Below are 26246 nucleotides of genomic sequence, written 5' to 3' on the forward strand. Positions count from 1 at the left end.
CGGCACCCGCGCGGCCCTCGGCGGCATCATTCGGGAGGTCATCCGCATTCGGGAGGACTCCTGATCGGGATTCGCCCTCCCGAATGCAGAAACCCTCCCGAGCATGCCGCCCGGACGTCGTCACCGACGCCAGGACTGCCCGTCACCGGCTCCCTGTCACCAGATCCGTCTCACCAGATCATCGGGCGGTCGTCGTCGTCGGGCCCGGCGAGATCGAGGTCGACCGCGACGGGCACGTGGTCGCTCGGGATCTCGCCCTTGCGCTCGTCGCGATGGATGGATGCCGCGACGACGGCATCCGCGAACGCGTGCGACCCGAGGATGAAGTCGATGCGCAGCCCCTCGTTCCGCGGGAAGCGCAGCTGCTTGTAGTCCCAGTACGTGTACCCCGTGGGGATGAGGGGGCGCACGGTGTCGTGCAGACCGGCATCCAGCAACGCCTGGAACGCCTCGCGCTCGGGCGGGGAGACATGCGTCGTGACGCCCTCGATGACGGTCGGGTCGCCGTTGTCGGCATCCGTGGGGGCGATGTTGAAGTCGCCGGTGAGCGCCAGCGCCAGATCGGGCCGGGCGCGCAACGCGTCGGCGGTGTACCCGCGCAGGGCTTCGAGCCACGCGAGCTTGTAGGTGTAGTGCGGGTCGTCGAGGCCGCGGCCGTTGGGGACGTAGAGGCTCCACAGCTGGATGCCGCCGATCGTCGCGCCGATCGCGCGGGCCTCCTGCGGGGCATCCGGTCCGTCGTGGCCCTTGGCGAAGCCCGGCATGCCGGGGAAGCCGATCTGCAGGTCCTCGATGGGTTCGCGGCTCGCGATCGCGACGCCGTTCCACTGGTTGAGCCCGTGCGCTTCGACGGTGTATCCGGCCGCTTCGAATTCGGCGTACGGGAACTGCTCGGGCTTGCACTTGATCTCCTGCATGAGCAGGACGTCGACGTCTTCCCGCACGCAGAACTCGACGGTGCGGACGACCCGGGCGCGGATCGAGTTGACGTTCCAGGTGGCGATACGCATGGCATCCAGCCTAGGGTCGCGCGCCGACACCCCCGCGCCCCGGGCGGGAGGGAGGGGTTTGTCCCGGCTGCGGGCGCGAAGGGAGGCAGGCGAGCGGCGTACTTTCGCCGGTATGGGAAAGGTCCCGCGCGGGATCCGCGTCGCGCTGGCTGCGCTCGCCTGGTTCCAGCTCGCGTCGGCGCTCGTCGGCGGCGCGATGGGCGTGTTCTTCGGCGGCGCCGGAGTTCCTCAGGAGTGGCTCGATCGTTCGGGGTTCTCGTCGTTCGTGTGGCCGGGGGTGATCCTCGGCGTCGTCGTGGGCGGGGTGCAGGCGCTCGCGCTCTTCGCTCTGCACGGTCGCTACCGCCTCGCCGCGGGGATGAGCGCGGCGGCCGGGCTCGTCATGATGACCTGGATCTTCGTCGAGATCGCACTGCTGCTCGTCTGGTCGCCGCTGCAGGGCGTGTACTTCGCCACGGGACTCGCGCAGGTCGTGCTCGCGGTGCTCGCGCTGGGCGCATGGCCGCGCCCGTTCCTCGCCCGCGATCCTCGTCGCCCGCGGTGATCTCGACCGGCGCGTGCCGCTCGCCCGGCGCGTGCCGCTCGCGGCGCTGGTTGGCGCGACGCGGGCGTCAGCCGCCGAGCTCGAACGGGTGCGTGAGCCGCCACCAGGCATCCGGCAGGGCGATGTCGCGGTCGAGCACGAGAGCAGCCGAGACGGTGTGGGGGCCATCGGTCCACGTGACCGTGCCGACCTCCTCTCCGGCGCTCCCGGTCTTCAGGGGCGTGGTCACGACGGTCGCCGTGATCGGAGTGTCCGACCAGGTGAGCAGCGACGCGTCGTCTGCGAGCACGAGGCTCCCTTCCGCGCCCCACGCGGTGGTGTAGCTGCCGAACGACTGACCCTTCGTCGCCAGCGGAACGCGGTGGAACCCGCCGCGGATGCTCGAGAGCAATGCCTGGACGTCCGCGTCGACGCTGGCGTGGTCGGCTCCGCCGAGGATGACGCCGGTGACCTGGAGCGGCGCGCCGATGCCGACGTCGAGCAGTGACGAGTACAGCAGGTTGGAGTGGTCGAGGGTGCCGGTCTTGATGCCGCGGACGCCGTCCGTGCCGAGGAGGGTGTTCGTGTTGGAGCCTGAGAACCCGGGCACGTCGAGCTGCGGCTTCGCGACGATCGCCGCGACCGCCGGATTGGCCAATGCGAGCTTTCCGAGTGTCAGCAGGTCGGCGGGGGTGCTGGTGTTGCGCGCGTCGATGCCGGTGGGCTCGTCGAGCGTCGTCTGGGTGAGACCGTTGCGCGCCATCCAGTCGTCGGCGGCGTGCAGGAAGGCGCTCTCGGAGCCGAACGCCCACACCGCGACGGCCTGCGCGTAGTTGCTTGCCGAGGCGACGAGCATGAGCTCCAGCGCGTCGTGGAGACTCATCGTGCTGCCGGTCGGCATCTCCTCGATCGTGGCGCCCTCGACGTAGAACGCGTCGTAGAGGTCGTGGTCGGCCTTGCTGAACGTGAGCGTCGGGCCTGCATCGTCGGGCCCCGCGAGCGGGTGCGCATCGAGCACGACGAGCGCCGTGACCAGCTTGCTGATGCTCGCCATCGGTTGCGGGTCGGCGGAGCCGGATGCCGCGGTCAGCCCGTTGGCGCCGAGGAAGTCGGCGGCCCCCTGCACGTCGATCGACGATGCGCCCTCGCTCGGCAGAGCGAGGGCGACGGGCGCTCCCGCCGTGGGCGGCGGGGTGCGCGTCGCCGCAGCGGGGAGCGCGATGGGGGCGTTCAACGTGTAGGCGGCGTAGCCGCCCGCCGCGGCGAAGAGGAGCACGACGACGAGCGCGGCGATCCAGCCCACGCGCCGACGACGCCGCCGGCGGCGGGCGAGGTCAGCGTCGACCGGCATCGGCACCTCAGCCTCGTCGATCATGGCCGCGAACGATGCCAGGTCGCTCTCGCTCGTCGCCGACGTCGTGATCTCGTCCTCCGCCACGACTTCATCCTGCACCCGCCGTGACCCGGCAGGCAGGCGGGATGGCTGTCAGAGTGCCCTGAGGATGTCCTCCACGCGCTGCTTCGCGTCGCCGAAGAGCATCTGGGTGTTGTCGCGGAAGAAAAGCGGGTTCTGGACGCCCGCGTACCCGGAAGCCATCGACCGCTTGAACACGACGACGTCCTTCGCCTCCCACACGTGCAGCACGGGCATGCCCGCGATCGGGGAGCCCGGGTCCTCCGCGGCGGCGGGGTTGACGGTGTCGTTCGCGCCGATGACGAGCACGACGTCCGTCGAGGCGAAGTCGTCGTTGATCTCGTCGAGCTCGAGCACGATGTCGTACGGCACCTTCGCCTCGGCGAGGAGGACGTTCATGTGGCCGGGCAGGCGCCCGGCCACGGGGTGGATGCCGAAGCGCACCTCCACGCCGCGTTCCCGCAGCCGCTTCGTCAGATCGGCGACGGGGTACTGGGCCTGCGCGACGGCCATGCCGTAGCCGGGAGTGATGATCACCGATGACGCGTCCCGCAGGAGTTCTGCGACCGCCGCGGCGTCCGTCTCGTGGATCTCGCCCTCCTCCTCGGCATCCGCGCGCGGCGCCTCGATGCCGAAGCCGCCCGCGATGACCGAGAGGAACGACCGGTTCATGGCCTTGCACATGATGTACGACAGGTATGCACCGCTGGAGCCGACGAGAGCGCCCGTGACGATCAGCAGGTCGTTGTTCAGGAGGAAGCCGGCGGCGGCGGCCGCCCAACCCGAGTAGCTGTTGAGCATGGAGACGACGACCGGCATGTCTCCGCCGCCGATGGATGCCACGAGGTGCCACCCGAGCGCGAGCGCGACGAGCGTCACGACGATGAGCAGCCACAGTTCCGGCGTGATGACGTACCAGACCGTGAGCGCGACGAACAGGACGAGCGCGCCCACGTTGAGCGCGTTCTTGCCCGGCAGCATGAGCGGGCGCGATGACATGCGCGCCGAGAGCTTCAGGAACGCGACGATCGACCCCGTGAAGGTCACGGCGCCGATGAACACGCCGATGAACACTTCGGCGTGGTGGATGCCGACGAGCTCGGGGGCGATCCCCTCGGCGTAGAGGGCGCCGTTCCAGCCGACGAGCACGGCCGCGAGGCCGACGAACGAGTGCAGCAGCGCGATGAGCTCGGGCATGCCGGTCATCTCGACGACGCGCGCGCGCCACAGTCCGATGGCGCCGCCGATCACGACGGCGCCGACGAGGAGCACGATGCCGAGCGTCGCGCCGCCCGTGAGTGCGCCCTGCGCGAGCACGAGGATCAGGGTCGCGACGAGCGCGATCGTCATGCCCGCGATGCCGTAGACGATGCCTCGGCGCGCGGACGACTGCGCGCTGAGGCCCGCCAGCGCGAGGATGAACAGCAGAGCCGCGACGATGTATGCCGCAGTGGCGATGGACTGCGCGAGCAGGAGCGCCCCGGACGCCGCGGAGGTGGTCACGATGGTCACTTCTGGTCGCCCTTCTGGAACATGGCGAGCATGCGGCGGGTCACGGCGAAGCCGCCGAAGATGTTGATGGATGCCAGCAGGACGGCGATCGCGGCGAGCACCTGCACGAGCGCGTTCGGCACGACGATCTGCGTCATCGCGCCGACGATGATGATGCCGCTGACGGCATTCGTGATGCTCATGAGCGGCGTGTGCAGCGCGTGCGCCACTTTGCCGATGACGTAGAAGCCGATCACGACCGACAGGGTGAGGACGAGGAAGTGCTGCGGGAGCGGCGCGGGCGCGACCGCGCAGACGAGGAAGAGCGCCGCGATGCCGACGGCGATGAGCGCCGTCCTCGCGCCGCGGGAGAGCCCCTTCTTGGCCGAGGGGGCGGCGGCGCCGGCCGCCACCGCGACGGGTGCGGCCGCTGGTGCGGCCGAGACCTGCACGGGCGGTGGAGGCCAGGTGACGGCGCCGGCCTGCGCGACGGTGACGCCCCGCTGCACGACATCGCGCTCGTCGATCACGAGCTGACCGTCCTTCTGCGGGGTGAGGAGCGCGAGCAGGTTCAGGATGTTCGTGCCGTACAGCTGCGACGCCTGCTGCGGCAGCCGCCCGGCGAGGTCGGTGTACCCGAGGATCGTGACGCCGTTCGGGGTGACGACCTTCTCACCGGCGACGGAACCCTCGACGTTGCCTCCCTGGCCGGCCGCCATGTCGACGATGACGCTGCCGGGCTTCATGGATGCCACGTCGGCGCCGGTGATCAGGCGCGGCGCCGCCCGGCCGGGAATGAGGGCGGTGGTGATGATGATGTCGACATCGGCGGCCTGGTCGCTGTAGAGCTGCGCGGCGGCCGCGTCGTACGCCGCCGACGTCGCCTTCGCGTAGCCGTCGCTCGAGACCTCCTTCGCCTCGTCGGGCACGACGACATCGAGGTAGGTTCCGCCGATGGACTTCACCTGATCGGCGACCTCGGGGCGCGGGTCCGTCGCGCGGACGATCGCGCCGAGGCTGGATGCCGCGCCGATGGCGGCGAGCCCCGCGACGCCCGCGCCCGCGACGAGCACCTTCGCGGGCGGCACCTTGCCGGCCGCGGTGACCTGGCCGGTGAAGAAGCGGCCGAATTCGTTCGCCGCTTCCACGACGGCACGGTAGCCGGCGATGTTCGCCATCGAGGAGAGCACGTCCATCGACTGCGCACGGGATATGCGCGGAACGGCATCCATCGCTAGCGCCGTCACGCCGCGGGCGGCGAGAGCGGCGAGCAGGTCGGGTTTGAGGGCGGGGGAGAGGAGGCCGATGAGGGTCTGTCCGTCGCGGAGGCGTGCGATCTCGGCATCCGTCGGGGCGTTGATCTTCGCGATGACGTCGGCGGCCCACGCGGCATCCGTGTCGACGATCTCCGCGCCCGCGGCACGGTAGGCGTCGTCGGGAAAGGACGAGTGCGCGCCGGCGGCCGCTTCGACGACGACGTCGTACCCGAGCGCGATGATCTTCTGGACGGTCGTCGGGGAGGCGGCGACGCGATTCTCCCCGGGCTGTTCGGCGACGATCCCGATGCGTGACATGGTGCTCCCCGGTTGTGGTTCCGTCCCGACTATAGGGGGAGGCCTCGTGGGCGCACCCGCGGTCGGCCCGGGAAAACTTCGCGGTTCTTCCCCATTCCGTAGACTTCTCGGCATGACCGTCGCCTCCACGCCCGCCCTCGAGTCCGACCGCCAGAGCCTCATCGCCTTGATCGGCGACGAGGCCGTCTTCCACGGCGACTTCACCCTGTCGAGCGGCAAGAAGGCGACGTACTACGTCGACATGCGCAAGCTGACGCTCGACCACCGCGCGGCGCCGGCGATCGGTCGCCTGGTGCTCGACATCGTGCGGGATCTCGACGTGGATGCCGTGGGCGGGTTGACGCTCGGCGCAGACCCGATCGCGAACGCCGTGCTGCACGCATCGGTCGCCGCCGGCACGCCGGTGGATGCCTTCGTCGTGCGCAAGGAGCCCAAGGACCACGGACGCGGTCGCCAGATCGAGGGCGCCGAGGTCGCCGGCAAGCGCGTCGTGATCGTCGAGGACACGTCGACCACGGGCGGCTCGCCGCTCAAGGCCGCCGAAGTGGCGCGGGATGCCGGGGCCGACGTCGTCGCGGTCGTCACCGTCGTCGACCGGAAGACCGGTGCGCAGGCCGCCGTCGAGGCCGCGGGCTTCGAGTGGCGGTCGATCATCGACCTCGACGACTTGGGGCTGCAGGCGCAGTAGAGCGAGGCCACAGGCCTGTGCGCTGCTCCCCGGTGCGCGTCAGCGCAGCAGGCCGGAACGACCCGCGTCGATCTGCGCCTGGATCTCTTCGCCCGCGCGGCGCAACTCGCCGCCGAGTCGCGGATCCACGCGGCTGCGACGCATGCGCGGCACAGCGATGGCAGAGATGAGGGCGACCGCAAGTACCGTGAGGCCCCCGGCAGTCATCGCCGCGATCAGTCCGGGCATGACGTCTCCCTTCGTTACCCCGAGGCTATCTGGGGGAGACCACGGAGGTAACCCTCCGGGCGCTTACCCGATGCCGGGCTCCTCCCAGGTACGCGTCGTATACTGGTGGTGATAGGCGAGCTTCTCATTCGTCTCGCCCCGGCTGTGTGGTAACAGTCGGGGCTTTCTCTTTTCTTCGACGGACGAGGTGAAGAACCACGGGTGCGCAGGAATAGGCGGCCCGTGCACCTGGTTTCACCGCGCATGACGACGTTCGGAATCATCGGAGCAGGCCACATCGGATCCCAGGTCGCACGCGCTCTCACGCGCGCGGGCCACGAGGTCGTGATCGCTAATTCGCGCGGGCCGGAGACGCTCACGGACCTCATCGAGGAGCTCGGGCCGCTCGCCCGTGCCGCGACGGCGGAGGAGGCGGCTGAGGCCGCCGAGGTCGCGGTCGTCACGGTGCCGCTCGGCGCGATCGGCGATCTGCCCGTCGAGCCGCTCGCCGGCAAGGTCGTGCTCGACACGAACAACTACTACTGGGAGCGTGATGGCCACATTCCGGCGCTGGATGCCGGTGAGGCGACGACGTCCGGTCTGCTGCAGGCGCATCTCCCGGCCTCGAAGGTGGCCAAGGCGTTCAACAACATCTACGCCGCTGAGATCACGACGACCGGAACGCCCGCCGGCACGGCCGGGCGCCGCGCCCTCGGCACGGCATCCGATCACCCGGAGGCGATCGCGGTCGTCACCGATGTCTACGACACCCTCGGATTCGACACCGTCTCGGCGGGCACTCTCGACGAATCGTGGCGACTCGAGCGCGACCGCCCCGGGTACGGCGCGCGCCAGACCGCCGACGAGATGCGCGCCAACCTGGCCGCCGCGAACCGCATCCGCCCCGAAGACGCGGCCTGAGGTCCGCGCGCGGCGGGCGCGGCGTCGGAATCTCCAGCTGGTCTCAATTTCGTAATACGATGTACTCATGAACAGCGGCGAGGCGATCGACGGCGAGGCGATCGACGGCGCGCCGGTCACCGAAGCGCAGATCGAGGCATGGGCGGCAGAGGCGGCATCCGGCTATGACGTCGACGCGCTCAAACGCCGCGGACGCGGACGACCCGGGCGCGGAGCGGAGCCGGCGCAGGTGGTGGCGCTCCGTTTGACTGCCGATGAGCTCGCAGCCCTCGACGCCCGGGCCGCCCGGGAACACAAATCGCGGTCCGACCTGATTCGTGAAGCGATCGCTGCGTACGCGGCGTGAAGATTCATCAGGCGGCTCTCAAGCATGGCATCGCGTCCGACGACATTCGGCAGGCAGTTTCCTGGCCGCTGTGGGTCGAAGACCTCGACGAGGATTCGCCCGCCCGCCAATTGCGCCTCGGATTCGATACCCAGGGGCGCCTCCTCGACCGTCGTTCTCGTCTTCGACAGCGGCAACGAACTCGTCATCCACGCTATGAAGGCGCGTCCGCAGACGCTCGAGCTCTTGCCCTGAAGTCAGTGCGGCGCGTTGGTGATCGCTGTCACGAAGAGCGACAACCAGACGGCGAAAAAGGCGAGCTGAAAGACGGTGCCCGCGGCTCCGATGATCATCGCCCAACGCGCGAAACCGCGGCCGCCTTCGAGATTGCCAGGCCGGCTGAGCTGGTTGCGCGCGACGATCCCGATCACGAGCCCCGCGACGGGGATCACGAAGGCCGCGATGAAGCCGACGAGCGCGAGCGTGTTCGTTCGCGGGGCGGAGGTCGTGTCCGTCATATCGCGATGCTAGCGGCGACGGACGCTTGTACTCACTCCCGGTGCGACGGATGATCGAGAGATGGACGTCGACTTCCCGCATGTGCTCATCGTGCTGCTGGTGCTCGGCGCGCTCGCGCTCTGGATCGGCGCATTCGTCAGTATCGGTGCGTCGAAGGTTCGTGGCGGCGAGAAGGCGATCTGGGTGCTCGTCGTCCTGCTGTTCCCGTTCGTCGGCTCGATCGCGTGGCTCCTGATCGGCAGGCGGACGGACGGCGGCGCCGACGTCCCGCGTCTCTGACGCCTCCTCCGCTGTCTGCTCGACAGGTCAGCGAAGGACCCGGCTCAGCGGACGACGGCGGTCACCGTCGCAAGACGGGCCAGAACCTCCTGGCTGATCGAGCCGAGCAGGAAGCGTGCGATCGCGCCGCGACCGTGCGTGCCCACGACCGCCAGTCGGGCGTTCTCCGCGTGCGTGTTGATGACCTGCGAGGGGTAACCCTGCTCGACGACGCGCTCCACCGTGAGATCGGGGTAGTCGCTCGCGATGCCGGCGAGGGCGAGGGCGAGGACCTCCTCCGTCGCGGCCTGCATGTTCTCCAGGTACAGGTCGGGGTACACGGCGAAGTCGTTCCGCGGCGCGACGACGGGCGTCCACACGCTCACCGCGATGAGCTTCTCGCGCAGCCGGTCAGCCTCCGCGGCTGCGAAGCGCAGCGCATGCTCCGACACCGGCGACCCGTCGACGCCGACGATCACGCCGTTGCGATCGGCGCCGGCATCCACATCGGGAACCACCACGACGGGACAGTGCGCGCCCGCCGCGATCCGCACGCCGTGGGCGCCGCGCGCGTGCCCGGTGCCCGGCCCGCGATAGTCGCTGCCGATCACCAGCAGCGACGCGTAACGGGATGCCTCGATCAGCGCGGCGACCGGGTTCCCCGCCTCCGTGCGCGTCGTCACCTCGATGCCGTCGGCCGTGATGTCGCGGACCCTGTCCTCGAGCATCGCCTCGGCGGCGCGCAGCGCGTCGGAGACGACGGCGTCTTCGCCCACCGCGCCGATCGCGCCCCCGACCACCGACAGGAGCTCGATGCGCCCGCCGCGGTCCACCGCGCGGCGCACCGCCCAATCGATCGCTCGTTCCGAAACCGCGGCATCCGTGACGCCGACGATGATCGCGTCGTTCATGGTCCATCCCTCCGTCGGGAGCATCCGTGACTCCACGCTACGGATTCGCGCGCCCGCCCGCACCCTCGCAGCGCCGTGACTAAGGACGTGACACCGACGGGTGCGATGAAACTCCGGAAGAATCGCGGTTTCGCCGGCGAAGCCCCGCAGCATCACGCGAGTGTGATCGATGTGACCGCGTGAATCACCGGAGTTCTGTTGCGGGGCGATCAGCCGCGGAAGACCGGCAGCTGGGATGCCAGGGCCAGCAGCAGGCCGGCGAGCGTCAGCGCGAGGATGCCGCGGCCGTTGGGCAGCGGCGTGCCCTGTGGGGCGTCCTTCCGCCCCTGCACGAAGAGGATCAGCGCGATGATGAGCAGCGCGAGCCCCGTGAGGATCAGGATGAGCGCCATCAGCGGTCGCCCCCGCCGGCATCTCCCGGGCCCCCGGAACCGCCTGGCCCACCCGGGCCCCGGCGTCGCCGGGACCGCATGAACTGGACGATGAACGTTGTCAGCGTCCCGAGCAGGATCACGATGCTCGTGACGTAGAGCGCGATCTGCTCGCCGGGGGAGATCACAGACCCTCCGGCATTTCCGACTCGACCGGCTCTCGCGCCAGCAGATCCGCGACCGAGTCGACGATCTCGTCGGGGCGGAAGGGGTAGCGCTCGATCTCGGCGTCGTCGGAGATGCCCGTCCGCACGAGGATCGTGTGCAGGCCCGCTTCGATGCCCGCCACGACGTCGGTGTCCATCCGGTCGCCGATCATGCCGGTGTTCTCGGAGTGGGCGCCGATCCGGTTCATCGCCGAGCGGAACATCATCGGGTTCGGCTTGCCGACGACGTAGGGCGCCTTGCCCGTCGCGTGTGTGATGAGCGCCGCGAACGAGCCGGTGGCCGGCACGACGCCGGCGGGGGTCGGTCCCGTGGCATCCGGATTCGTGATGATGAACCGCGCCCCCGCGTTGATGAACCGGATCGCCTGAGTGATCCGGTCGAACGAGTAGTTGCGGGTCTCGCCGATGACGACGTAGTCGGGCTGCGTCTCGGTCATGACGTACCCCGCCTCGTGGAGTGCCGTCGTGAGACCGGCCTCGCCGATGACGAACGCCGTACCGCCGGGATGCTGCGAGCGCAGGAAGTCCGCCGTCGCGAGCGCGGACGTCCAGATGCGGTCCTCGGGCACCTCGAGGCCCGAGATGCGCAGCCGGGCGCTCAGATCGCGCGGCGTGTAGAACGGGTTGTTCGTCAGCACGAGGAAGGGCGTCCCGGTGTCGCGCCACTGCGCGAGCAGTTCGGCCGCACCCGGAATGGGCTTGTTCTCGTGGACGAGCACGCCGTCCATGTCGGTCAGCCAGCACTCGATATCGGCGCGTGTCCGCATGGGGCCCAGCCTAGCGGGGCGATTGCGCCTAGGGTCGGACACGTGGCACGAGACCGCTGGGATCCGGCGCAGCTCCCCGACCTGGGCGGCAAGCGCTATCTCGTCACGGGGTCGACCGCCGGGCTCGGGTTCTTCTCGTGTCTGCAGCTCGCCGCCGCGGGCGCGCACGTCATCATGACGGGCCGCAACCCGAAGCGCCTCGCCGCTGCCCGCGCCGCCGTCCGGCGGCAGGTGACGGATGCCGAGGTCGACACCCTCCTGCTCGACACGAGCAACCTCGGCTCGGTCCGCGCCGCCGCCGCCACCGCGCGCGGGCGCGCCGGGCTGCACGGCCTCCTGCTCAACGCGGGGGTCGTGCATCCGCCGCGGGAGCGTCAGACGACCCCCGACGGGCACGAGGTCGTCTTCGCGACGAACGCGCTCGGCCACTACGCCCTCGCCGGCGAGCTGCTGCTGCCCCTCGCCGCCGGGCGCGGGCGCATGGTGTGGGTCGGATCCATGTCGACTTCGATGTGGCCGTACGACCCCATCGATCCCGAGCTCGAGAACGGCTATACCCCGTGGCGGGCGTACGTGCAGTCCAAGGTCGTCACGACGGCGCTCGGCTTCGAGGCCGACCGGCGCCTCCGCGCGGCCAACGTCCCGATCTCGAGCATCGTGGCGCACCCGGGATACTCCGTGAGCGGCCGCACGCGCGGCATCCTCGGAGTCAACGAGCCCTCGCGCACGAAGCGCTTCTTCGGTAACCTGCAGGCTCCGATCACGCAGTCCAAGGAGCACGGTGCGTGGTCGCTCGTGCGAGCCCTCGTCGACCCCGACGCCGAGAGCGGATCGTTCTGGGGGCCGGCGCGCGTCGTCGGCGGGGCGCCGCGACGCGCGGAGGCCGCGAAGATCACGCGCGACGAAGAGATCGCGGCGCGCCTCTGGAACTATTGCGAGCACGCGACGGGGGTCGAATGGCCCTACCTCAAGGCCAGTCGGAAGCGACGCCGGAGGTGACCGCGCCCGCCCCCGCGCGGCGCACACCGTGGCAGCGGCTGCGCGCCGCGGTGTCGGATGCCTCGAGCTTCCGCGGCTGTGTCATCGACGCCAACGACGGCATCATCGCGACGGCGAGCCTCCTGCAGGGCTTCGCCGGTGCGGGCGCGAGCGACCGGCTGCTGCTGTTCGCGGCGACGGCCGCGATGATCGCCGGCGGGCTGTCGGCGGGCGGCGCGAAGTGGGCGGAAGAGGCCGCCCAGCGCGAGGCCGAGCAGCGCCTCGCCGCGGAAGAGCGCGCGGAGCTCGAGGCCGATCTCCACGGCGAGATCACGGAGCTCGCGGCGCACTGGGAGTCGAAGGGGCTCACACCCGAGACGGCGCTGGCGGTCGCCGAGCAGCTCACGGCGCACGACGCGCTCGCCGCCCAGCTCGAGTCGGAGTACGGCATCGACGAGCTCATGGCCGCCGCGGCGCCCGTGTGGTCGGGCATCTCGGCCGCGATCGCGTTCATGATCGGCGCCGCGATCCCTCTTCTGATCACGTGGCTCGCGCCCGTGCAGATCGAGGACACCGTCATCGTCATCGCCGTCATCGTCTCGCTGACCCTGACGTCCGTCATCGCCGCGAAGGCGGGGCACCTCACGGTGTGGCGCGTGCTCGTGCGCAGCCTCACCGTCGGCATCGGCACGATGGCGGTCAGCTACCTCGCGGGGCTCGTCCTGTTCTGAGCGGGTCTCGTCCTGTTCTGAGCGGTGCGCGTCGTCGCCCGGGCGGGAGGTGCTGCATGAACTCCGCAGATGTGCGCGTGCTCCGCATCCCTTCGGCCCTGCGGGTGCGGAGTACGTTGCATCGTGCGGAGTTCACGCACCGGCGACACCCCGACCGCGCGAGCCGTCCGCGGGGCCGACCGTGGGGGCTGTGCCCGGGGCCGTCCGCGGGTGTCGTCAGGCGGTGAGCCAGACGGCGGATGCCGCGGCATCCGCGAGCTCGATCGACGACCCGCCGTCGACCCGCACCGCACCGCGGCCCGTGACCGTGACCGAGTGCCCGACATCGACGCCGGCCGCCTCGAGCGCGCGCAGGAGCGCCGGATCACGGTCGCTCACGCGGAGCACGCGCCCCGTGTGCCCGATCGGGGCGTCGCCGAGCAGGAGGAAGGGCTCGCGGTCGACGGCGCCCACGGCATCCGGGATCGGATCGCCGTGCGGGTCGCGCGCCGGATGGCCGAGCCGCGCGGAGATGCCCTCCAACAGCCGGTCGCTGACCGCATGCTCGAGGACTTCGGCCTCGTCGTGCACCTCGTCCCACGCGTAGCCGAACTCCCGCACCAGCCACGTCTCGACGAGGCGGTGCCGGCGGATGATCGCGGCGGCGCGGAGCCTCCCGGCATCCGTCAACGACACGGGGCCGTACGGTCGATGCGAGACGAGGCCCTGCGCGGCGAGCTTCTGCACCATCTCGGTCACCGTCGAGGGGGCGAGCCCGAGCGTCGTGGCGAGCTGCGAGGGCGTCACGGGGTCGTTCTGCCACTCGGTGTGGTGGTAGATCGTCTTCAGATAATCGTCGATCGCGGTCGAGGGGGCGGCGGCGGGCACGCGTCCAGGCTAGCCGCCGCTCAGCACCAGCCACAGGAGCACGGCGTTCAGCACGATGAGGAGCACGGCCGCGAGGGCGCCCGCCGCGGTCGTCCACCAGCGATTGCGGAAGGCGCCGAGGACGTCCGTGCGCGCCGTGAGCCACACGAGCGGCACGAGGGCGAACGGGATGCCGAAGCTCAAGACCACCTGGCTGAGCACGAGCGCCCAGGTCGGGTCGACGCCCGCCGCGAGGATCGCGATGGCGGGGACGAGCGTCACGAGGCGCCGCGCGAGGAGCGGGATGCGCACCCGGAGAAGACCGTGCATGATCTCGGCACCCGCGTAGGCGCCCACGGCGGTGCTCGCCAGACCGCTCGCGAGCAGGCCGACCGCGAACAGCGTCGCGACGGTGGCGCCGAGCCCGGACTGCAGGGCGGCGTACGCGCCCTCGAGGCTGTCGGTGCCGGGAACGCCGGCGAGGTTCGCCGCAGCCAGCAACAGGATCGCGAGGTTCACGGTGCCGGCGATGAAGAGGGCGATCGTGACGTCCCAGCGGGTCGCGCGAAGGAGTCGGCGTGTGCCCGCCGCGCGATCGGTGGGGTGGGCGGTGTCTGCGGTGAAGCGGTCGCGGGCCAGGGCGGAGTGCGCGTAGATCGCGTGCGGCATGATCGTCGCGCCGAGGATCGATGCCGCGAGGAGCACGGAGTCGGTGCCGTCGAAGCGGGGGACGAGACCCCCCGCGACGCCGGCTGGGTCGGGTGGCGCGACGACGACGCCGTACGTGAAGCCGAGCGCGATGACCGCGAGCAGGCCGATGACGACGAACTCGAACGTGCGGGCGCCGCGCCGCTGCTGGACGAGCAGCAGCGCGATCGAGACCGCGCCCGTCATGAGGCCGCCGATCGGCAGGGGCACGCCGAACAGCAGCCAGAGGGCGACCGCGCCGCCGATCACCTCGGCGATGTCGGTGGCCATTGCGACGACCTCGGCCTGCAGCCAGTACGCGCGGCGCGCGGTGTCGCTCCCGAAACGGGAGCCGAGAGTCTCGGCGAGACTCCGCCCCGTCACGATGCCGAGCTTCGCGGAGAGGTACTGGATGAGCCACGCCATCGCGTTGCCGAGCACGACGACCCAGACGAGCAGGTACCCGAACGTCGCGCCCGCGGTCATGTTGCTCGCGACGTTGCCGGGATCGAGATAGGCCACGCCCGCGACGAGCGCCGGCCCCAGCAGCCAGGCCGCGCGGGAGCGGCCGCTCGTGCGGTCGCGGGCTGTCACGGGAGGCGATGTGGGATATTTCGGCACACCGAAAACTGTAGCAGGGGATTTTTCGGCGCGCCGAAAAATCTGGGGCGGGGATAGCCTTGCGGGGTGGTGCTGCACGGTGATGCGACGGGCGAGAACGACGAGCGGGAGGCCGAGCCGGAGCTGCCGGTCGGCGTCGGGCCGTGGCCCGGCGAGCCCGACCAGTGGCCGGAGGACGCGCGCTACGACCGCGAACTGCTGGCGGCGGGCGATCGCCGGAACGTGATCGACCGGTACCGGTACTGGACGATGGACGCCATCGTCGCCGACCTCGACGAACACCGCCACGTCTTCCACGTCGCGATCGAGAACTGGCAGCACGACATGAACATCGGCTCGATCGTGCGCAGCGCCAATGCGTTCGGCGCCGCCGAAGTCCACATCATCGGGCGGCGCCGCTGGAACCGCCGCGGCGCCATGGTGACCGACCGCTACCAGCACGTACGTCACCACGAAGACATCGCCGCGTTCTCCGCGTGGGCGGTGGATGCCGGCATCCCGATCATCGCGGTCGACAACGTTCCCGGGTCGGTGCCGGTGGATCGCGCCGACCTCCCGGAGCGCTGCGTCCTGCTCTTCGGGCAGGAGGGACCGGGCCTGTCCGACGAAGCGGTCGCCGCGGCGACATCCGTCGTCGAGATCACCCAGTACGGCTCGACGCGCTCGATCAACGCGAGCGCCGCGGCCGCCGTCGTCATGTACGAGTGGTGCCGCCGCTTCGCGTGAGTCCGGGGCTCCACGCGGATGTCATGCCGTGGTACCACACGAGCAGGTCAAGATCGCCCGTGCGGCGGATGTGACGCAGGCCCCTGCCCCGTAGCGTCGGAGCATGATCACAGCCGAGAACCTCACCAAGCGCTACGGCGCCAAGACGGCCGTCGACGACGTCTCTTTCACCGTCCGACCGGGTCAGGTCACGGGCTTTCTGGGGCCGAACGGCGCCGGCAAGTCGACCACCATGCGGATGATCGTGGGGCTCGATCGCCCGACCTCGGGACGGGCCACGGTCGGCGGCACCGATTACCGGCACCTGCGTGCGCCACTGCGCGACGTGGGCGTGCTGCTCGACGCCAAGGCCGTCCACACCGGCCGGAGCGCCCGCAACCACCTGCGCGCCATCGCGGCGACGCACGGCATCCCGAATCGTCGCGTCGACGAGGTGATCGAGCTCACCGGCATCGCGTCGGTCGCGGGCAAGCGCGCGGGCAAGTTCTCGCTCGGCATGGGTCAGCGGCTCGGCATCGCCTCGGCGCTGTTGGGCGACCCTCGCACCCTCATCCTCGACGAGCCGGTCAACGGGCTCGACCCGGAGGGTGTGCGCTGGGTGCGCGATTTCGTGCGCTATCTCGCGCGCGAGGGGCGCACCGTGCTGCTGTCGAGCCATCTGATGAGCGAGATGTCGCAGACCGCGGACCACGTCATCGTCCTCGGTCGCGGCAAGGTGCTCGCCGATGCGCCGCTGGCGGAGCTCGTCCGCTCCTGGACGAACTCGCAGGTGCGCGTGCGCAGTCCGCGCGCGGCCGAACTCGCGGACCGCATCGGCGGTGACGGCATCGCGATCGCCCGTGTCGAGGAAGGGCTGCTCGAGGTGAGCGGCCTGCCCGCGGACCGCATCGGCGACGTGGCCGCCGCCCACGGCATCCCGCTGCACGAACTGACCCCGACGACGGGTTCTCTCGAAGAGGCCTATCTCGCGCTCACCGGCGAGTCGGTCGAGTACAAGACGAAGGAGATCTCATGAGCACCCCCACCCTCGACGCGCTCGGCGCGGGCGCCCCCGCCGTCGTCTCCGAGCCCGCCGCCCAACGACTGACGTTCCCGCACGTCGTGCGGTCCGAGTGGATCAAGTTCACGACGCTCCGCTCGACGTGGTGGTCGATCGCCATCACCGCCGTGCTGACGATCGGCATCGCCCTGCTGATCGCCGGAGCGATGGATGCCCCGGGCTTCACCGGCATCAACGCGGTCACCTCTCCCGTGCAGTTCACGATGCTGCTCGCGGGCATCCTCGGCGCGATCGCCGTGACCGGCGAGTACGGCACGGGCATGATCCGGTCGACGCTCACGGCGGTGCCGGTGCGCGGCATGGCGCTCGCCGCGAAGGCCGTCGTCGTCGCCGTGGCGATGTTCGTCGCGTCGCTCGCGATCTTCCTCGTCGCCGCGGTGGCGGTCACGCCACTGCTGTCGTCGGAGCAGGCGATCGACTGGGCGTCGCTCGACGACACGTGGCTGCCCCTGCTCGCCGCCTCGGTCTCGATGGCCGTCTTCGCCCTGATCGGCCTCTCGTTCGGCTACCTCCTGCGCTCGGGCGCCGGCGCGATCGCGGTGACCGTCGGGGTGCTGTTCGTCCTGCCGATCGTCGTGAACATGTTCACGATCGCCGGGCCCGATTGGCAGTGGATCGTCGACGCCGGCGACTACCTGCCGATGACCGCGGCCAACCACCTCATCTTCGCATCGACGTCGTCCGCCCCCGAGGCCCCGCAGGCGCTGCCCGCAGCCCTCGCTCTCGCGGGGTGGAGCGCGGGTGGACTGCTCGCTGCGTGGGCGGCGCTGCGAACCCGCGACGCGTAGAGTCGAGCCGTGCCTGGCCGCCGCGACCGCAGCGCCTCCGTCCCCGCCGAGGACTCGATGGTGGGGGCGGAGGAAGGGCTGCGGCTGCCCCGCCCCCCTGGCGTGATCCGACAGTTCTGGATCCGCCACCCGCTGCTGTCGGACATCCTCATCGCCGTCGTCTGCCTCCTCATGTCGTTCGGCCCGTCGAGCACGGTCGGCACGACCGGAGACGGCGGCACGGTCGTGGTGCGCAGCGCCGAAGGGTGGCCGGTGCTGGGGGCGGCGCTCATCGCGGCGTGCGCGCTCCTGATCTGGCGGCGCCGGCTGCCGCTCGTGAACGTGACGGCCGCGATGGTGGTCGCTGCGCTCTACCTGGGGCTTCCGGTCGCCACCGGCGGGCCGCTCGTGCTCGTGACGGTCTACACCGTGGCGGTGTACCGGTCGGTGCGGGCGTGCTGGATCGCCGTCTCGGTCGGCATCGGCACGCTCGCGATCCTCGCGACGGGGCTCGCGATCACGGGGAGGATCCCGTGGTCGATCGCACTCAACGGGATGGTCGCGGAGTTCCTGATGGCACTGCTGGGAGCGCTCGTCGGGGTCAACGTCGGCAACCGCAAACGCTATCTGGCGGCCGTCATCGATCGGTCGCGGCAGCTCCTCGTCGAGCGCGACCAGAGGGCGCAGCTCGCCGCGGCCGATGAGCGGGCCCGCATCGCGCGGGAGATGCACGACGTGGTCTCGCACTCGCTCACCGTCATCGTCGCCCTGACCGAGGGGGCGTCCGCGACGGCGGATGCCGCTCGCGCGCGTGACGCGACGGATGCCGCGGCCGATGTCGCGCGCGGAGCGCTCACCGAGATGCGCGCCATGCTCGGCGTGCTGCGCGAAGGGGATCCCGCCGCGCCCTTCGCCCCGGCCGTGCCGGTGAGCCCGGCCGACACGATCGCCGCAGCGCGGAGGGCCGGCTATCCCGCGACGCTCGACGTTCGCGGGACGGTGATCCCGGACGGGCCGGTGGCGTTCGCCGTCGGGCGGATCGTTCAGGAGGGTGTGACGAACGCGATGCGGCACGCGCCGGGCGCGACGCGCATCGCCGTCCGGATCGCCTATGCCGAGGAGGACGTCGAGATCGAGATCGACAACGATGGAGCCCGCCTGGCCCCCGCGGGAGCCGACGCGGGCTTCGGTCTGCGCGGCCTGGCCGAGCGCGCCGCGCATGTGGGTGGGTCGGTGCGCTCCGAACGTGACGGGGCGGACGGGTGGGCGCTGCGGGCGCGGCTGCCGCTCGGGCATCGGACGGTCGCTGGCTCATGAGCGACGGCATCCGCGTCCTCCTCGTCGATGATCAGCCCCTCATCCGGCTGGGATTCCGGCTCGTCGTCGACGCTGAGCCCGACCTCGCCGTGGTCGGAGAGGCCGCGGACGGAGCGGAGGCGATCGCGCAGACGGCGGCGCTCGAGCCCGACGTGATCGTGATGGACGTCCGGATGCCGAATGTCGACGGCATCGCGGCGACGGCCGCGATCGTGCAGGCGCGACCTGCGACTCGGGTCCTCGTGCTCACGACGTTCGATCTCGACGAGTACGCCTTCGGCGCGATCCAGGCGGGAGCCAGCGGGTTCCTCCTGAAGGACGTCCAGCGGGCAGAGCTGACCGCGGCCATCCGCGCCGTCCATCGCGGCGACGCGGTGCTGTCGCCGCGCGCGACCCGGCGGCTGCTCGACCACGTCGACCTCGGCACGGTCGCGCCCGGCGGCGCGAGAAACGGCGAGCGAGACGATCCGTACCTTCGGCTCACCGATCGTGAGCGCGAGGTCTACCGTGCGATCGCACGTGGACTCACGAACGCCGAGATCGCTGCCGAGCTGTTCGTCGCCGAGTCCACGGTGAAGACTCACGTGGGGCGCGTTCTCGCGAAGATCGACGCCCGCGACCGCGTGCACGCCGTCATCCTCGCGCACCGATTCGGGCACGTTCCGCCGCCCTCGTGACGTGCGAGGGATGCCGCTTCGCGTGATCCGGCGGCGCGCTCACGTCCCGGCGGTGAGCCACTCCGAGCGGCGGACACGCCAGCCGAGCGTGCCGAGCCGTGCGAGCATGTACACCCCGAAGAAGCACCCGGCGAGCCACGCCAGCCCCTCCGCCCCCGTCGGGTGCAGCAGGGCGACGACGACGAGCGCCGGAACATACGGGACGAGGTTGAGCCCGCCCGCGATCGCGAGGTAGCGGGCGTCGCCCGCGCCCATCAGCACGCCGTCGAGGACGAAGACGAGGCCGCAGACCGGTTGCGCGGCCGCGAGGACGAGCAGCGCCGGCTGGATCAGCGCGGCCACCTGCGGCGACCCCGTGAACACGAGGCCGATGACGCCGGACAATGCGGCGATGACGGCCCCGACGACGACGCCGAACCACGCACCCCATGCGACCGTGCGGCCGAGCACGTGTCGCACGAACGGCTCGTCGCCGGCGCCGAGGCCGCGCCCGACGAGAGCCTGCGCGGCGATCGCCAGTGCGTCGAGTGCGAACGCCGCCGTCGAGAAGATGGTGAACGCGACCTGCCACCCGGCCAGTTCGTCCGTCCCGAGCCCCGTCGCGACGAAGACCGTGAGCAGGAACGCCGCGCGCAGCGACACCGTGCGCAGGAAGAGCCACCCGCCCGACGTTGCCGACCCGCGCAGTCCCGAGCGCTCCGGGCGGAGGGATGCCGCGTGCTGCCGCGCCAGTCGCCCCACGACGACGGCGTAGGCACCGACCATGCTCCACTGCGCGACGACCGTGCCCGCCGCGGAGCCCGCGATGCCCCAGCCGAACCCGTAGATGAACAGCCAGTTCAGGAGCGCATTGAGGGCGAAGCCGAACCCCGCGATCCAGAGCGGGGTCACGGTGTTCTGCATGCCGCGAAGGAGTCCCGTGGCAGCGAACACGATGAGCATCGCCGGCAGCCCCCACATCGACAGCTGCAGATAGACGACGGCCTGCTGCGTCACGTCGGGCGCCGCGCCGAACAGGCCCGCGAGCCACGGAGTGAGCGCCGACCCGACGACGGCCAGCACGACACCCAGGCCGAGCGCGAGCCACAGCCCGTCGATCCCCGCCCGCACGGCGCCGGAATGCTCGCCGGCGCCGAAGCGGCGCGCGACGGCCGGGGTCGTCGAGTACGCGAGGAAGACCATGAGGCCCACGATCGTCTGCAGCACGGCCGAGGCGATGCCGAGCCCCGCGAGCGGCACGACACCGAGGTGGCCGACGAGCGCGGCATCCACGATGAGGAACATCGGCTCGGCGATGAGGGCGCCGAGCGCCGGAACCGCCAACCGGAGGATCTCACGGTTGAGGGTCACGGCGGCCATGCCTCCGAGCCTACGGCCGCCCGCCGACACCGCCGACACCCGCGCCGCCGCCCGCCCGCGCTCTCGTAGCCTGGAGGGATGGCCCGCGCGCACTGGACGGAGCGCCTCACCCTCGTGAGGCTCACCCGTCGCATGCCCGCGTGGGTGCGGATCGCGCTGTCGATCCTGTCGATCGTGCTCGGCGCGGTCATCGTCCTGCGCCCCACGACGGCGCTCGACCTCCTCGCGCTGCTCGTCGGCGGCGGCATGGTGCTCACCGGCATCCTCGATGCCACGGGCCGCGTCGACGAAGGCGAGCGCCGCTGGCGCGGAGCGCTCGCGGTCGGGTGGATCGTCCTCGGCGTCTTCGTCCTCGCCTGGCCGGGCCTGACGGTGCGCGCGATCGCCGTCATCACAGGGCTCCTCCTGCTCGCGGCGGGCGCTGCCGGCATCGGCGGCGCGTTCGCGAAGGACCGCGGCTGGGACTCCCGGATCGCGGATGCCGCGTTCGGCGGCACGGGCATCATCTTCGGCATCCTGGCGCTCGTCTGGCCCGACATCACCCTGCTCGTCGTCGCCGTCGTGTTCGGGGCGATGCTCATCATGCGCGGCATCTCCGACCTCTGGCTCGCGCTGCGGCACCGGCGGGACGCGCGCCGCGACGCACAGGCCCTGCCCGACCCGCGCCCGCCCCGGCGCCGGTGGGGACGCGCGGCCGTCGCGGTCCTGTCCGTCGTCGCGGCGACGGCGTTCGCGGTCGTCACGGCGCCGCTGCACGAGGCATCCACCGTCGTCGACGAGTTCTACGCGGCGCCCAGGTCGATCCCCGATCGACCGGGGCAGCTCATCCGGGCCGAGCCGTTCACGCGCGAGGTGCCGCAGGATGCCGAGGCCTGGCGCATCCTCTACACGACGACCGGGATGGACGGGCGCATCCGGGTCGCGAGCGGTCTCGTCGCCGTCCCGACCCCGTCGAAGAAGCGGGGCAGCGGCCCGTGGCCGGTGATCGACTGGAACCACTCGACGACGGGATTCGCGCAGCACTGCGCGCCGAGCCTGCAGGAGCGGCCGTTCTGGTCGGGCGGCCTGTACCCCGTGAGGAAGGTGCTCGCGCAGGGGTGGGCGATCGTCGCGCCCGACTACGTCGGACTCGGCACCGACGGCGTGCATCCGTATCTGTTCGGCGAGGCGAGTGCCATGGCATCCCTCGACGCGGTGCGCGCCGCGCGCCAGCTCGACGAAGCCGATCTCAGCCCCGCGACGGTCGTGTGGGGACACTCGCAGGGCGGCGGCGCGGCGCTGTGGACGGGCGGGTTCGCGCGTCAGTACGCCCCCGACGTGTGGATCCGCGGCGTGGCCGCGTTCGCCCCCGCGAGCGATCCGCCCGCGCTCGTCGACCACGTCTCGGAGGTCACCGGCGGGCTCATCTTCGCCTCGTACGCCTTCGCCGCGTACTCCGAGATCTACCCTGGCATCACGTACGAGCGGTACATCCGTCCCGGCCTGCAGCCCGTGCTGCGCGCGATGTCGGAGCGGTGCCTCACCGACCCGACGATGGCGCTGTCCGTCGCAGCCGTCCTCGGCACGAGCCTCGACCCCGACCTCTTCTCGACCGACCCCGCCTACGGCGAGCTGGGGCAGCGGCTGCGCGAGAGCATGGCCCCGACCGAGATCGGCCCACCGGTGTTCCTCGGGCAGGGCCAGAGCGACTCGATCGTGCTGCCTGCGATGCAGGATGCCTACGTCGACCGCCTCTGCGCCCCCGCGGAGCCCGGTCTCCGTCCGCAGCGCGTCGACTACCGGCGCTATGCGGGCTACGAGCACGCGCAGGTCATGGAGACCTACTCGCCGATGGTCGCCGACGCCATCGCGTGGACGCATGCCCGATTCGCCGGCGAGTACACGGCGGGAGCCCCCGCGTGCACGACGACCGACGTCGCGTGGAATCGATGAGAATACCCACAGAGTCTCGATCTCGAGTGGCGACGCCGGGAGCGCGGATTACTGTAGAGGAATGACCGAGAACTCCCCCCGCTCGGGTATCGAGCTGTCCGAGTTGAGCACTGAGATCAGGCCGCAGGACGACCTCTTCCGGTATGTGAACGGCTCGTGGATCGAGCGCACCGAGATCCCCGAGGACAAGGCGCGGTGGGGGTCGTTCCACCTCATCGCGGAGCAGGCGGAGAAAGACGTCCGCACCATCATCGAGGAGTCGGCGACGGCCGAGCCGGGCACCGAGGCGCGCAAGATCGGCGACCTGTTCACGAGCTTCATGGACACCGAGCGCATCGAGGCGCTGGGGGCCGCGCCGCTTCAGGGTCAACTCGCCCGCATCGATGCGATCGACTCCGTGCCCGCCCTGCTGCGCACGGCCGGCGAACTCGAACGCGAAGGCGTCGGAGGGCTCATCGGCGCGTACATCGAGCCCGACCCGGGCGACCCGCAGCGCTACGTCGTGTTCTTCGTGCAGTCGGGGCTGTCGCTGCCCGATGAGAGCTACTATCGGCTGGAGAACTTCTCCGGCACGCGCGCGGCGTTCCGCGAGTACGTCGCGAACGTGCTGAGCCTCGCCGGCGCGGCGGATGCCGCAGACGACGCGGGTGCCGCAGGCGATGCGGGTGCTCAGGCCGACCGCGTCCTCGCGCTCGAGACCGAGATCGCGAGTCACCACTGGGACAACGTACGCTCGCGCGACGCCGTCGCGACCTACAACCTCATGTCATGGGACGACGTGCGGGAGCTCGCCGGGATCGACCTCGACCCGTGGCGCGACGCGGTGGCGCCGGATCATGAGGCCGGGTTCGCCGAGATCAACGTGAACCAGCCGAGTGCCCTGGCGGGCCTCGGCGCGCTGCTGACGGAGGACCGGCTCGACGACTGGAAGGCGTGGCTGCGCCTCCACGTCATCCGCGCGTCCGCCGCCTTCCTCTCGAGCGACTTCGTCGATGCGAACTTCGCGTTCTACGGCACCGAGCTGACGGGCGTGCCGGTCAATCGCGAGCGCTGGAAGCGGGGCGTGAGCTTCGTCGAAGCGGCGATGGGCGAAGCGGTCGGCAAGGTCTACGTCGAGCGGCACTTCCCACCCGCCGCGAAGGACGCGATGGACGAGCTCGTCGCGAACCTCATCGAGGCGTATCGGCAGTCGATCGAGAGCCTCGAGTGGATGATACCGGCGACGCGCGAGCGCGCGCTGGAGAAGCTCGCGGCCTTCACCCCGAAGGTCGGCTTCCCCGTGAAGTGGAAGGACTACGCGGCCCTCGAGGTCGATCCGGCCGACCTCATCGGCAACGTCCTCCGGGCGAACGCGTGGGAGCACGACCGGCAGCTCGCGAAGCTCGGCGCCCCCATCGACCGCGACGAGTGGTACATGACCCCGCAGACGGTCAACGCCTACTACAACCCGCTCATGAACGAGATCGTCTTCCCCGCGGCGATCCTGCAGTACCCGTTCTTCGACCTCGAGCGGGATGCCGCGGCGAACTACGGCGGCATCGGCGCGGTCATCGGTCACGAGATCGGCCACGGCTTCGACGATCAGGGGTCGGCGTTCGACGGCACCGGCGCACTCAACGACTGGTGGACCGACGAGGACCGCGCCGCGTTCGAGGAGCGCACGAAGGCCCTCATCGCGCAGTACGACGCGCTCGTGCCCCGGGGGGCGGATGGCGCGGGGCTCAGCGAGGACCACCACGTCAACGGGGCGCTCACGATCGGTGAGAACATCGGCGACCTGGGCGGTCTCGGCATCGCGCTGAAGGCCTACCGGCTGCACCTGGCCGCTAGCGGAGACCCTTCGACAGGCTCAGGGGCCGAGGCGGACGGCCCGGACGGTCCCGTGATCGACGGGTTCACCGGCATCCAGCGCCTGCTCCTCAGCTGGGCGCAGATCTGGCAGCAGAAGGGGCGGGATGCCGAGACGATCCGTCTGCTCACGATCGACCCCCATTCGCCGAACGAGTTCCGCTGCAACCAGATCGTCCGCAACGTCGACGAGTTCTATCGCGCGTTCGATGTGACGGGCGAGGACGCCCTCTGGCTCGACGCCGATCAGCGCGTGACGATCTGGTGAGCGAGACCCTGCGCAGGCGCCACGGCGCCGACGACGACAGCGCGCGCGAGGAGCCCGCGCCGTCGTCGCGCGCGGGGCGACGCGCGACTTTCCGCGCCGCCGATCCGGCCACGCCGGCGGGGTCCGCGGCGCTCCGCCGCTCCCGCCGCCGCGGGGAGTCGGGCACCGAGACGGCGCCGACTCGGTCGTCCCTGCGCGGGCGATCGTTCATCGGCACGCTGAAGGCCCTCGACGTGCTGTCGTCGGCCGGAGCTCACGTCTCGGTGCGCGTCGCCGACCTCGACTCGGGCGAGGAGGTCCTCACGGGCGATGACCACCTCACTCTCCCCATCGCGGGGCTCGGGGTCGTGCCGCTCCTCATCGAGGTCGCGGCGCAGATCGAGTTCGGACAGCTCGACCCGCTCGAGATCCTCGACCGCGGCTCGACCCCGCCGGTCGGTGTCGCGGGACTGTGGCAGCACCTCAAGGCGCCCGCGCTCCCGGTCGCCGATCTCGCGGTGCTCGCAGCCGCGGCATCCGACGCCGCGGCGGCGAACGTGCTGCTGAACCGGGTGGGGCTCGCGGCGGTGCGCGCGCGCATGGATGACATCGGGCTGCAGAAGACCGCCCTGATCGACCGTTTCCGCGACGAGCGCGGCCTCGACGACGCCCCGCAGGTGGCGCTGGCGTCGGCGGGTGAGCTGTCCACGCTGTTCGCCGCGATCGTCAATGCGCAGATCGTGTCGCCGGCCGTGAGCGCGCAGGTCGGGGAGTGGCTGAACCTGAACCAGGACCTCGCCCTCGTGGGCACGGCGACCGCGCTCGACCCGTTCGCGCACGAGGACGACCGCCACCGCATGCTGTTCGTCAACAAGACCGGCCGCGCCGACGGCATCCGCGCCGAGGCGGGCGTGCTCGCGGGTCCCGCGGGCGGTGCGGCCTACGCCCTGGTCGTCGGGTTCGACGACCTGTCGATCGCCCACCGGCTGCGCGCGCACGATGCGTTCCGCGCGCTCGGCGCCGACCTCATGGAGTACGTGTTCTGACGCGCCCCGGCCCGCGCGTCGTCCCACTTGCGGCGGGCGTTGTCCCACTTATGGTCGGGGTTGTCCCACAAATGGTCGGTTTCGGCGCCTCAGACCGACCACTTTTGGGACATGCATGCTGCGGGATGCGGGACCTGCATGGCGCGGGATGCGGGACATGCCTGGCGCGGGATGCGGGACATGCATGGCGCGGGATGC

Annotated in this window: 27 protein-coding genes; 15 read left to right on the forward strand and 12 right to left on the reverse strand. The window is 71.1% G+C overall.

Annotated features, from left to right (window positions below; all coding sequences use genetic code 11):
- Positions 1–170: 170 nt before the first annotated feature.
- The gene (locus tag J0I43_RS09360; RefSeq protein ID WP_292862472.1) at positions 171–1010 is read right to left on the reverse strand and encodes an exodeoxyribonuclease III; all 840 of its coding nucleotides are present in this window, start codon (positions 1008–1010) and stop codon (positions 171–173) included.
- Positions 1011–1122: 112 nt separating this feature from the next.
- Between J0I43_RS09360 and J0I43_RS09365 the strand changes: the two genes are divergently transcribed.
- Positions 1123–1554 carry a hypothetical protein gene (locus J0I43_RS09365; protein WP_292862475.1) on the forward strand — a complete coding sequence of 144 codons (432 nt, stop codon included), beginning with the start codon at positions 1123–1125 and terminating at the stop codon, positions 1552–1554.
- A gap of 67 nt (positions 1555–1621) precedes the next feature.
- Here the strand turns inward: J0I43_RS09365 and J0I43_RS09370 are convergent, their stop codons facing one another.
- The 3 genes from J0I43_RS09370 to J0I43_RS09380 are packed head-to-tail and all read right to left on the reverse strand — an operon-like array spanning position 1622 to position 6012.
- The gene (locus J0I43_RS09370) at positions 1622–2971 is read right to left on the reverse strand and encodes a D-alanyl-D-alanine carboxypeptidase family protein (RefSeq protein WP_292862477.1); all 1350 of its coding nucleotides are present in this window, start codon (positions 2969–2971) and stop codon (positions 1622–1624) included.
- A 48-nt stretch (positions 2972–3019) separates the two neighbouring features.
- Positions 3020–4450, reverse strand: a complete 1431-nt coding sequence (gene pntB, locus J0I43_RS09375) for a Re/Si-specific NAD(P)(+) transhydrogenase subunit beta (RefSeq protein ID WP_292862480.1) — start codon at positions 4448–4450, stop codon at positions 3020–3022.
- A 5-nt stretch (positions 4451–4455) separates the two neighbouring features.
- The gene (locus tag J0I43_RS09380; protein WP_292862483.1) at positions 4456–6012 is read right to left on the reverse strand and encodes a Re/Si-specific NAD(P)(+) transhydrogenase subunit alpha; all 1557 of its coding nucleotides are present in this window, start codon (positions 6010–6012) and stop codon (positions 4456–4458) included.
- Positions 6013–6124: 112 nt separating this feature from the next.
- On the opposite strand from J0I43_RS09380, the gene pyrE reads away from it, so the two are divergent.
- The gene (pyrE, locus tag J0I43_RS09385) at positions 6125–6700 is read left to right on the forward strand and encodes an orotate phosphoribosyltransferase (protein WP_292862486.1); all 576 of its coding nucleotides are present in this window, start codon (positions 6125–6127) and stop codon (positions 6698–6700) included.
- Between the two features lie 39 nt (positions 6701–6739).
- Here pyrE and J0I43_RS09390 read toward each other — a convergent pair whose 3' ends face one another.
- Positions 6740–6928 (reverse strand): hypothetical protein, encoded by a 189-nt coding sequence (locus tag J0I43_RS09390; RefSeq protein WP_292862489.1) that lies wholly within the window; start codon positions 6926–6928, stop codon positions 6740–6742.
- Between the two features lie 228 nt (positions 6929–7156).
- On the opposite strand from J0I43_RS09390, the gene J0I43_RS09395 reads away from it, so the two are divergent.
- On the forward strand, positions 7157–7828 hold the full coding sequence (locus tag J0I43_RS09395) for an NAD(P)-binding domain-containing protein (protein WP_292863232.1): 672 nt from the start codon (positions 7157–7159) through the stop codon (positions 7826–7828).
- A gap of 67 nt (positions 7829–7895) precedes the next feature.
- Positions 7896–8174: a ribbon-helix-helix protein, CopG family gene (locus tag J0I43_RS09400; protein WP_292862493.1), complete on the forward strand. Its 279-nt coding sequence runs from the start codon at positions 7896–7898 to the stop codon at positions 8172–8174.
- Between the two features lie 236 nt (positions 8175–8410).
- Here the strand turns inward: J0I43_RS09400 and J0I43_RS09410 are convergent, their stop codons facing one another.
- Entirely contained in the window at positions 8411–8671 is a 261-nt protein-coding gene (locus tag J0I43_RS09410; RefSeq protein ID WP_292862496.1) for a DUF4190 domain-containing protein, read from the reverse strand.
- 61 nt (positions 8672–8732) lie between these two features.
- Between J0I43_RS09410 and J0I43_RS09415 the strand changes: the two genes are divergently transcribed.
- Positions 8733–8951 carry a PLD nuclease N-terminal domain-containing protein gene (locus J0I43_RS09415; protein ID WP_292862499.1) on the forward strand — a complete coding sequence of 73 codons (219 nt, stop codon included), beginning with the start codon at positions 8733–8735 and terminating at the stop codon, positions 8949–8951.
- Positions 8952–8995: 44 nt separating this feature from the next.
- Here J0I43_RS09415 and J0I43_RS09420 read toward each other — a convergent pair whose 3' ends face one another.
- The 3 genes from J0I43_RS09420 to J0I43_RS09430 form a co-directional block, all read right to left on the reverse strand.
- The gene (locus tag J0I43_RS09420; RefSeq protein ID WP_292862502.1) at positions 8996–9841 is read right to left on the reverse strand and encodes a universal stress protein; all 846 of its coding nucleotides are present in this window, start codon (positions 9839–9841) and stop codon (positions 8996–8998) included.
- Between the two features lie 209 nt (positions 9842–10050).
- The gene (locus J0I43_RS09425) at positions 10051–10233 is read right to left on the reverse strand and encodes a hypothetical protein (protein WP_292862505.1); all 183 of its coding nucleotides are present in this window, start codon (positions 10231–10233) and stop codon (positions 10051–10053) included.
- Between the two features lie 163 nt (positions 10234–10396).
- Entirely contained in the window at positions 10397–11206 is an 810-nt protein-coding gene (locus tag J0I43_RS09430) for an HAD-IIA family hydrolase (RefSeq protein ID WP_292862507.1), read from the reverse strand.
- Positions 11207–11248: 42 nt separating this feature from the next.
- On the opposite strand from J0I43_RS09430, the gene J0I43_RS09435 reads away from it, so the two are divergent.
- On the forward strand, positions 11249–12205 hold the full coding sequence (locus tag J0I43_RS09435) for an SDR family NAD(P)-dependent oxidoreductase (RefSeq protein WP_292862509.1): 957 nt from the start codon (positions 11249–11251) through the stop codon (positions 12203–12205).
- Positions 12202–12915 carry a VIT1/CCC1 transporter family protein gene (locus J0I43_RS09440; RefSeq protein WP_292862512.1) on the forward strand — a complete coding sequence of 238 codons (714 nt, stop codon included), beginning with the start codon at positions 12202–12204 and terminating at the stop codon, positions 12913–12915. The genes J0I43_RS09435 and J0I43_RS09440 overlap by 4 nt, the downstream gene beginning before the upstream one ends.
- A gap of 216 nt (positions 12916–13131) precedes the next feature.
- Here J0I43_RS09440 and J0I43_RS09445 read toward each other — a convergent pair whose 3' ends face one another.
- Both J0I43_RS09445 and J0I43_RS09450 read right to left on the reverse strand, forming a co-directional pair.
- Complete coding sequence (locus J0I43_RS09445) at positions 13132–13782, reverse strand: metal-dependent transcriptional regulator (protein ID WP_292862515.1); 651 nt, start codon at positions 13780–13782, stop codon at positions 13132–13134.
- 9 nt (positions 13783–13791) lie between these two features.
- Positions 13792–15042, reverse strand: coding sequence for an Nramp family divalent metal transporter (locus tag J0I43_RS09450; protein WP_292863235.1), 1251 nt, complete (start codon positions 15040–15042; stop codon positions 13792–13794).
- Between the two features lie 99 nt (positions 15043–15141).
- Between J0I43_RS09450 and J0I43_RS09455 the strand changes: the two genes are divergently transcribed.
- The 5 genes from J0I43_RS09455 (at position 15142) to J0I43_RS09475 (ending at position 19616) form a co-directional block, all read left to right on the forward strand.
- The gene (locus tag J0I43_RS09455; protein WP_292863239.1) at positions 15142–15795 is read left to right on the forward strand and encodes an RNA methyltransferase; all 654 of its coding nucleotides are present in this window, start codon (positions 15142–15144) and stop codon (positions 15793–15795) included.
- Between the two features lie 103 nt (positions 15796–15898).
- A complete protein-coding gene (locus J0I43_RS09460) occupies positions 15899–16810 on the forward strand; it encodes an ABC transporter ATP-binding protein (RefSeq protein ID WP_292862518.1) in 912 nt (303 codons plus the stop codon).
- Positions 16807–17643 (forward strand): ABC transporter permease, encoded by an 837-nt coding sequence (locus J0I43_RS09465; protein WP_292862521.1) that lies wholly within the window; start codon positions 16807–16809, stop codon positions 17641–17643. The genes J0I43_RS09460 and J0I43_RS09465 overlap by 4 nt, the downstream gene beginning before the upstream one ends.
- 9 nt (positions 17644–17652) lie before the next feature.
- Positions 17653–18939, forward strand: coding sequence for a histidine kinase (locus tag J0I43_RS09470; protein WP_292862524.1), 1287 nt, complete (start codon positions 17653–17655; stop codon positions 18937–18939).
- Positions 18936–19616, forward strand: coding sequence for a response regulator transcription factor (locus J0I43_RS09475; protein WP_292862527.1), 681 nt, complete (start codon positions 18936–18938; stop codon positions 19614–19616). The genes J0I43_RS09470 and J0I43_RS09475 overlap by 4 nt, the downstream gene beginning before the upstream one ends.
- A 39-nt stretch (positions 19617–19655) precedes the next feature.
- On the opposite strand, the gene J0I43_RS09480 is transcribed toward J0I43_RS09475, so the two are convergent.
- Positions 19656–20975 carry an MATE family efflux transporter gene (locus tag J0I43_RS09480; RefSeq protein ID WP_292862530.1) on the reverse strand — a complete coding sequence of 440 codons (1320 nt, stop codon included), beginning with the start codon at positions 20973–20975 and terminating at the stop codon, positions 19656–19658.
- Between the two features lie 78 nt (positions 20976–21053).
- On the opposite strand from J0I43_RS09480, the gene J0I43_RS09485 reads away from it, so the two are divergent.
- The 3 genes from J0I43_RS09485 (at position 21054) to J0I43_RS09495 (ending at position 26048) form a co-directional block, all read left to right on the forward strand.
- Entirely contained in the window at positions 21054–22907 is a 1854-nt protein-coding gene (locus J0I43_RS09485) for a lipase family protein (RefSeq protein ID WP_292862533.1), read from the forward strand.
- Between the two features lie 61 nt (positions 22908–22968).
- The gene (locus tag J0I43_RS09490) at positions 22969–25023 is read left to right on the forward strand and encodes a M13-type metalloendopeptidase (protein ID WP_292862536.1); all 2055 of its coding nucleotides are present in this window, start codon (positions 22969–22971) and stop codon (positions 25021–25023) included.
- Positions 25020–26048 carry a serine hydrolase gene (locus J0I43_RS09495; RefSeq protein WP_292862539.1) on the forward strand — a complete coding sequence of 343 codons (1029 nt, stop codon included), beginning with the start codon at positions 25020–25022 and terminating at the stop codon, positions 26046–26048. The genes J0I43_RS09490 and J0I43_RS09495 overlap by 4 nt, the downstream gene beginning before the upstream one ends.
- Positions 26049–26246: the final 198 nt, after the last annotated feature.

It is taken from the genome of Microbacterium sp. (assembly GCF_017305435.1).
GTDB lineage: Bacteria > Actinomycetota > Actinomycetes > Actinomycetales > Microbacteriaceae > Microbacterium.

Coding starts and splice junctions, on each gene's coding strand:
- J0I43_RS09390 (WP_292862489.1), bottom strand. CDS start 6,928: ATGCCCGGACTGATCGCGGCGATGACTGCCGGGGGCCTCACGGTACTT.
- J0I43_RS09475 (WP_292862527.1), top strand. CDS start 18,936: ATGAGCGACGGCATCCGCGTCCTCCTCGTCGATGATCAGCCCCTCATC.
- J0I43_RS09490 (WP_292862536.1), top strand. CDS start 22,969: ATGACCGAGAACTCCCCCCGCTCGGGTATCGAGCTGTCCGAGTTGAGC.
- J0I43_RS09480 (WP_292862530.1), bottom strand. CDS start 20,975: ATGGCCGCCGTGACCCTCAACCGTGAGATCCTCCGGTTGGCGGTTCCG.
- J0I43_RS09465 (WP_292862521.1), top strand. CDS start 16,807: ATGAGCACCCCCACCCTCGACGCGCTCGGCGCGGGCGCCCCCGCCGTC.
- J0I43_RS09400 (WP_292862493.1), top strand. CDS start 7,896: ATGAACAGCGGCGAGGCGATCGACGGCGAGGCGATCGACGGCGCGCCG.
- pyrE (WP_292862486.1), top strand. CDS start 6,125: ATGACCGTCGCCTCCACGCCCGCCCTCGAGTCCGACCGCCAGAGCCTC.
- J0I43_RS09360 (WP_292862472.1), bottom strand. CDS start 1,010: ATGCGTATCGCCACCTGGAACGTCAACTCGATCCGCGCCCGGGTCGTC.
- J0I43_RS09425 (WP_292862505.1), bottom strand. CDS start 10,233: ATGGCGCTCATCCTGATCCTCACGGGGCTCGCGCTGCTCATCATCGCG.
- J0I43_RS09415 (WP_292862499.1), top strand. CDS start 8,733: ATGGACGTCGACTTCCCGCATGTGCTCATCGTGCTGCTGGTGCTCGGC.
- J0I43_RS09430 (WP_292862507.1), bottom strand. CDS start 11,206: ATGCGGACACGCGCCGATATCGAGTGCTGGCTGACCGACATGGACGGC.
- J0I43_RS09460 (WP_292862518.1), top strand. CDS start 15,899: ATGATCACAGCCGAGAACCTCACCAAGCGCTACGGCGCCAAGACGGCC.
- J0I43_RS09410 (WP_292862496.1), bottom strand. CDS start 8,671: ATGACGGACACGACCTCCGCCCCGCGAACGAACACGCTCGCGCTCGTC.
- J0I43_RS09420 (WP_292862502.1), bottom strand. CDS start 9,841: ATGAACGACGCGATCATCGTCGGCGTCACGGATGCCGCGGTTTCGGAA.
- J0I43_RS09380 (WP_292862483.1), bottom strand. CDS start 6,012: ATGTCACGCATCGGGATCGTCGCCGAACAGCCCGGGGAGAATCGCGTC.
- J0I43_RS09365 (WP_292862475.1), top strand. CDS start 1,123: ATGGGAAAGGTCCCGCGCGGGATCCGCGTCGCGCTGGCTGCGCTCGCC.
- J0I43_RS09485 (WP_292862533.1), top strand. CDS start 21,054: ATGGCCCGCGCGCACTGGACGGAGCGCCTCACCCTCGTGAGGCTCACC.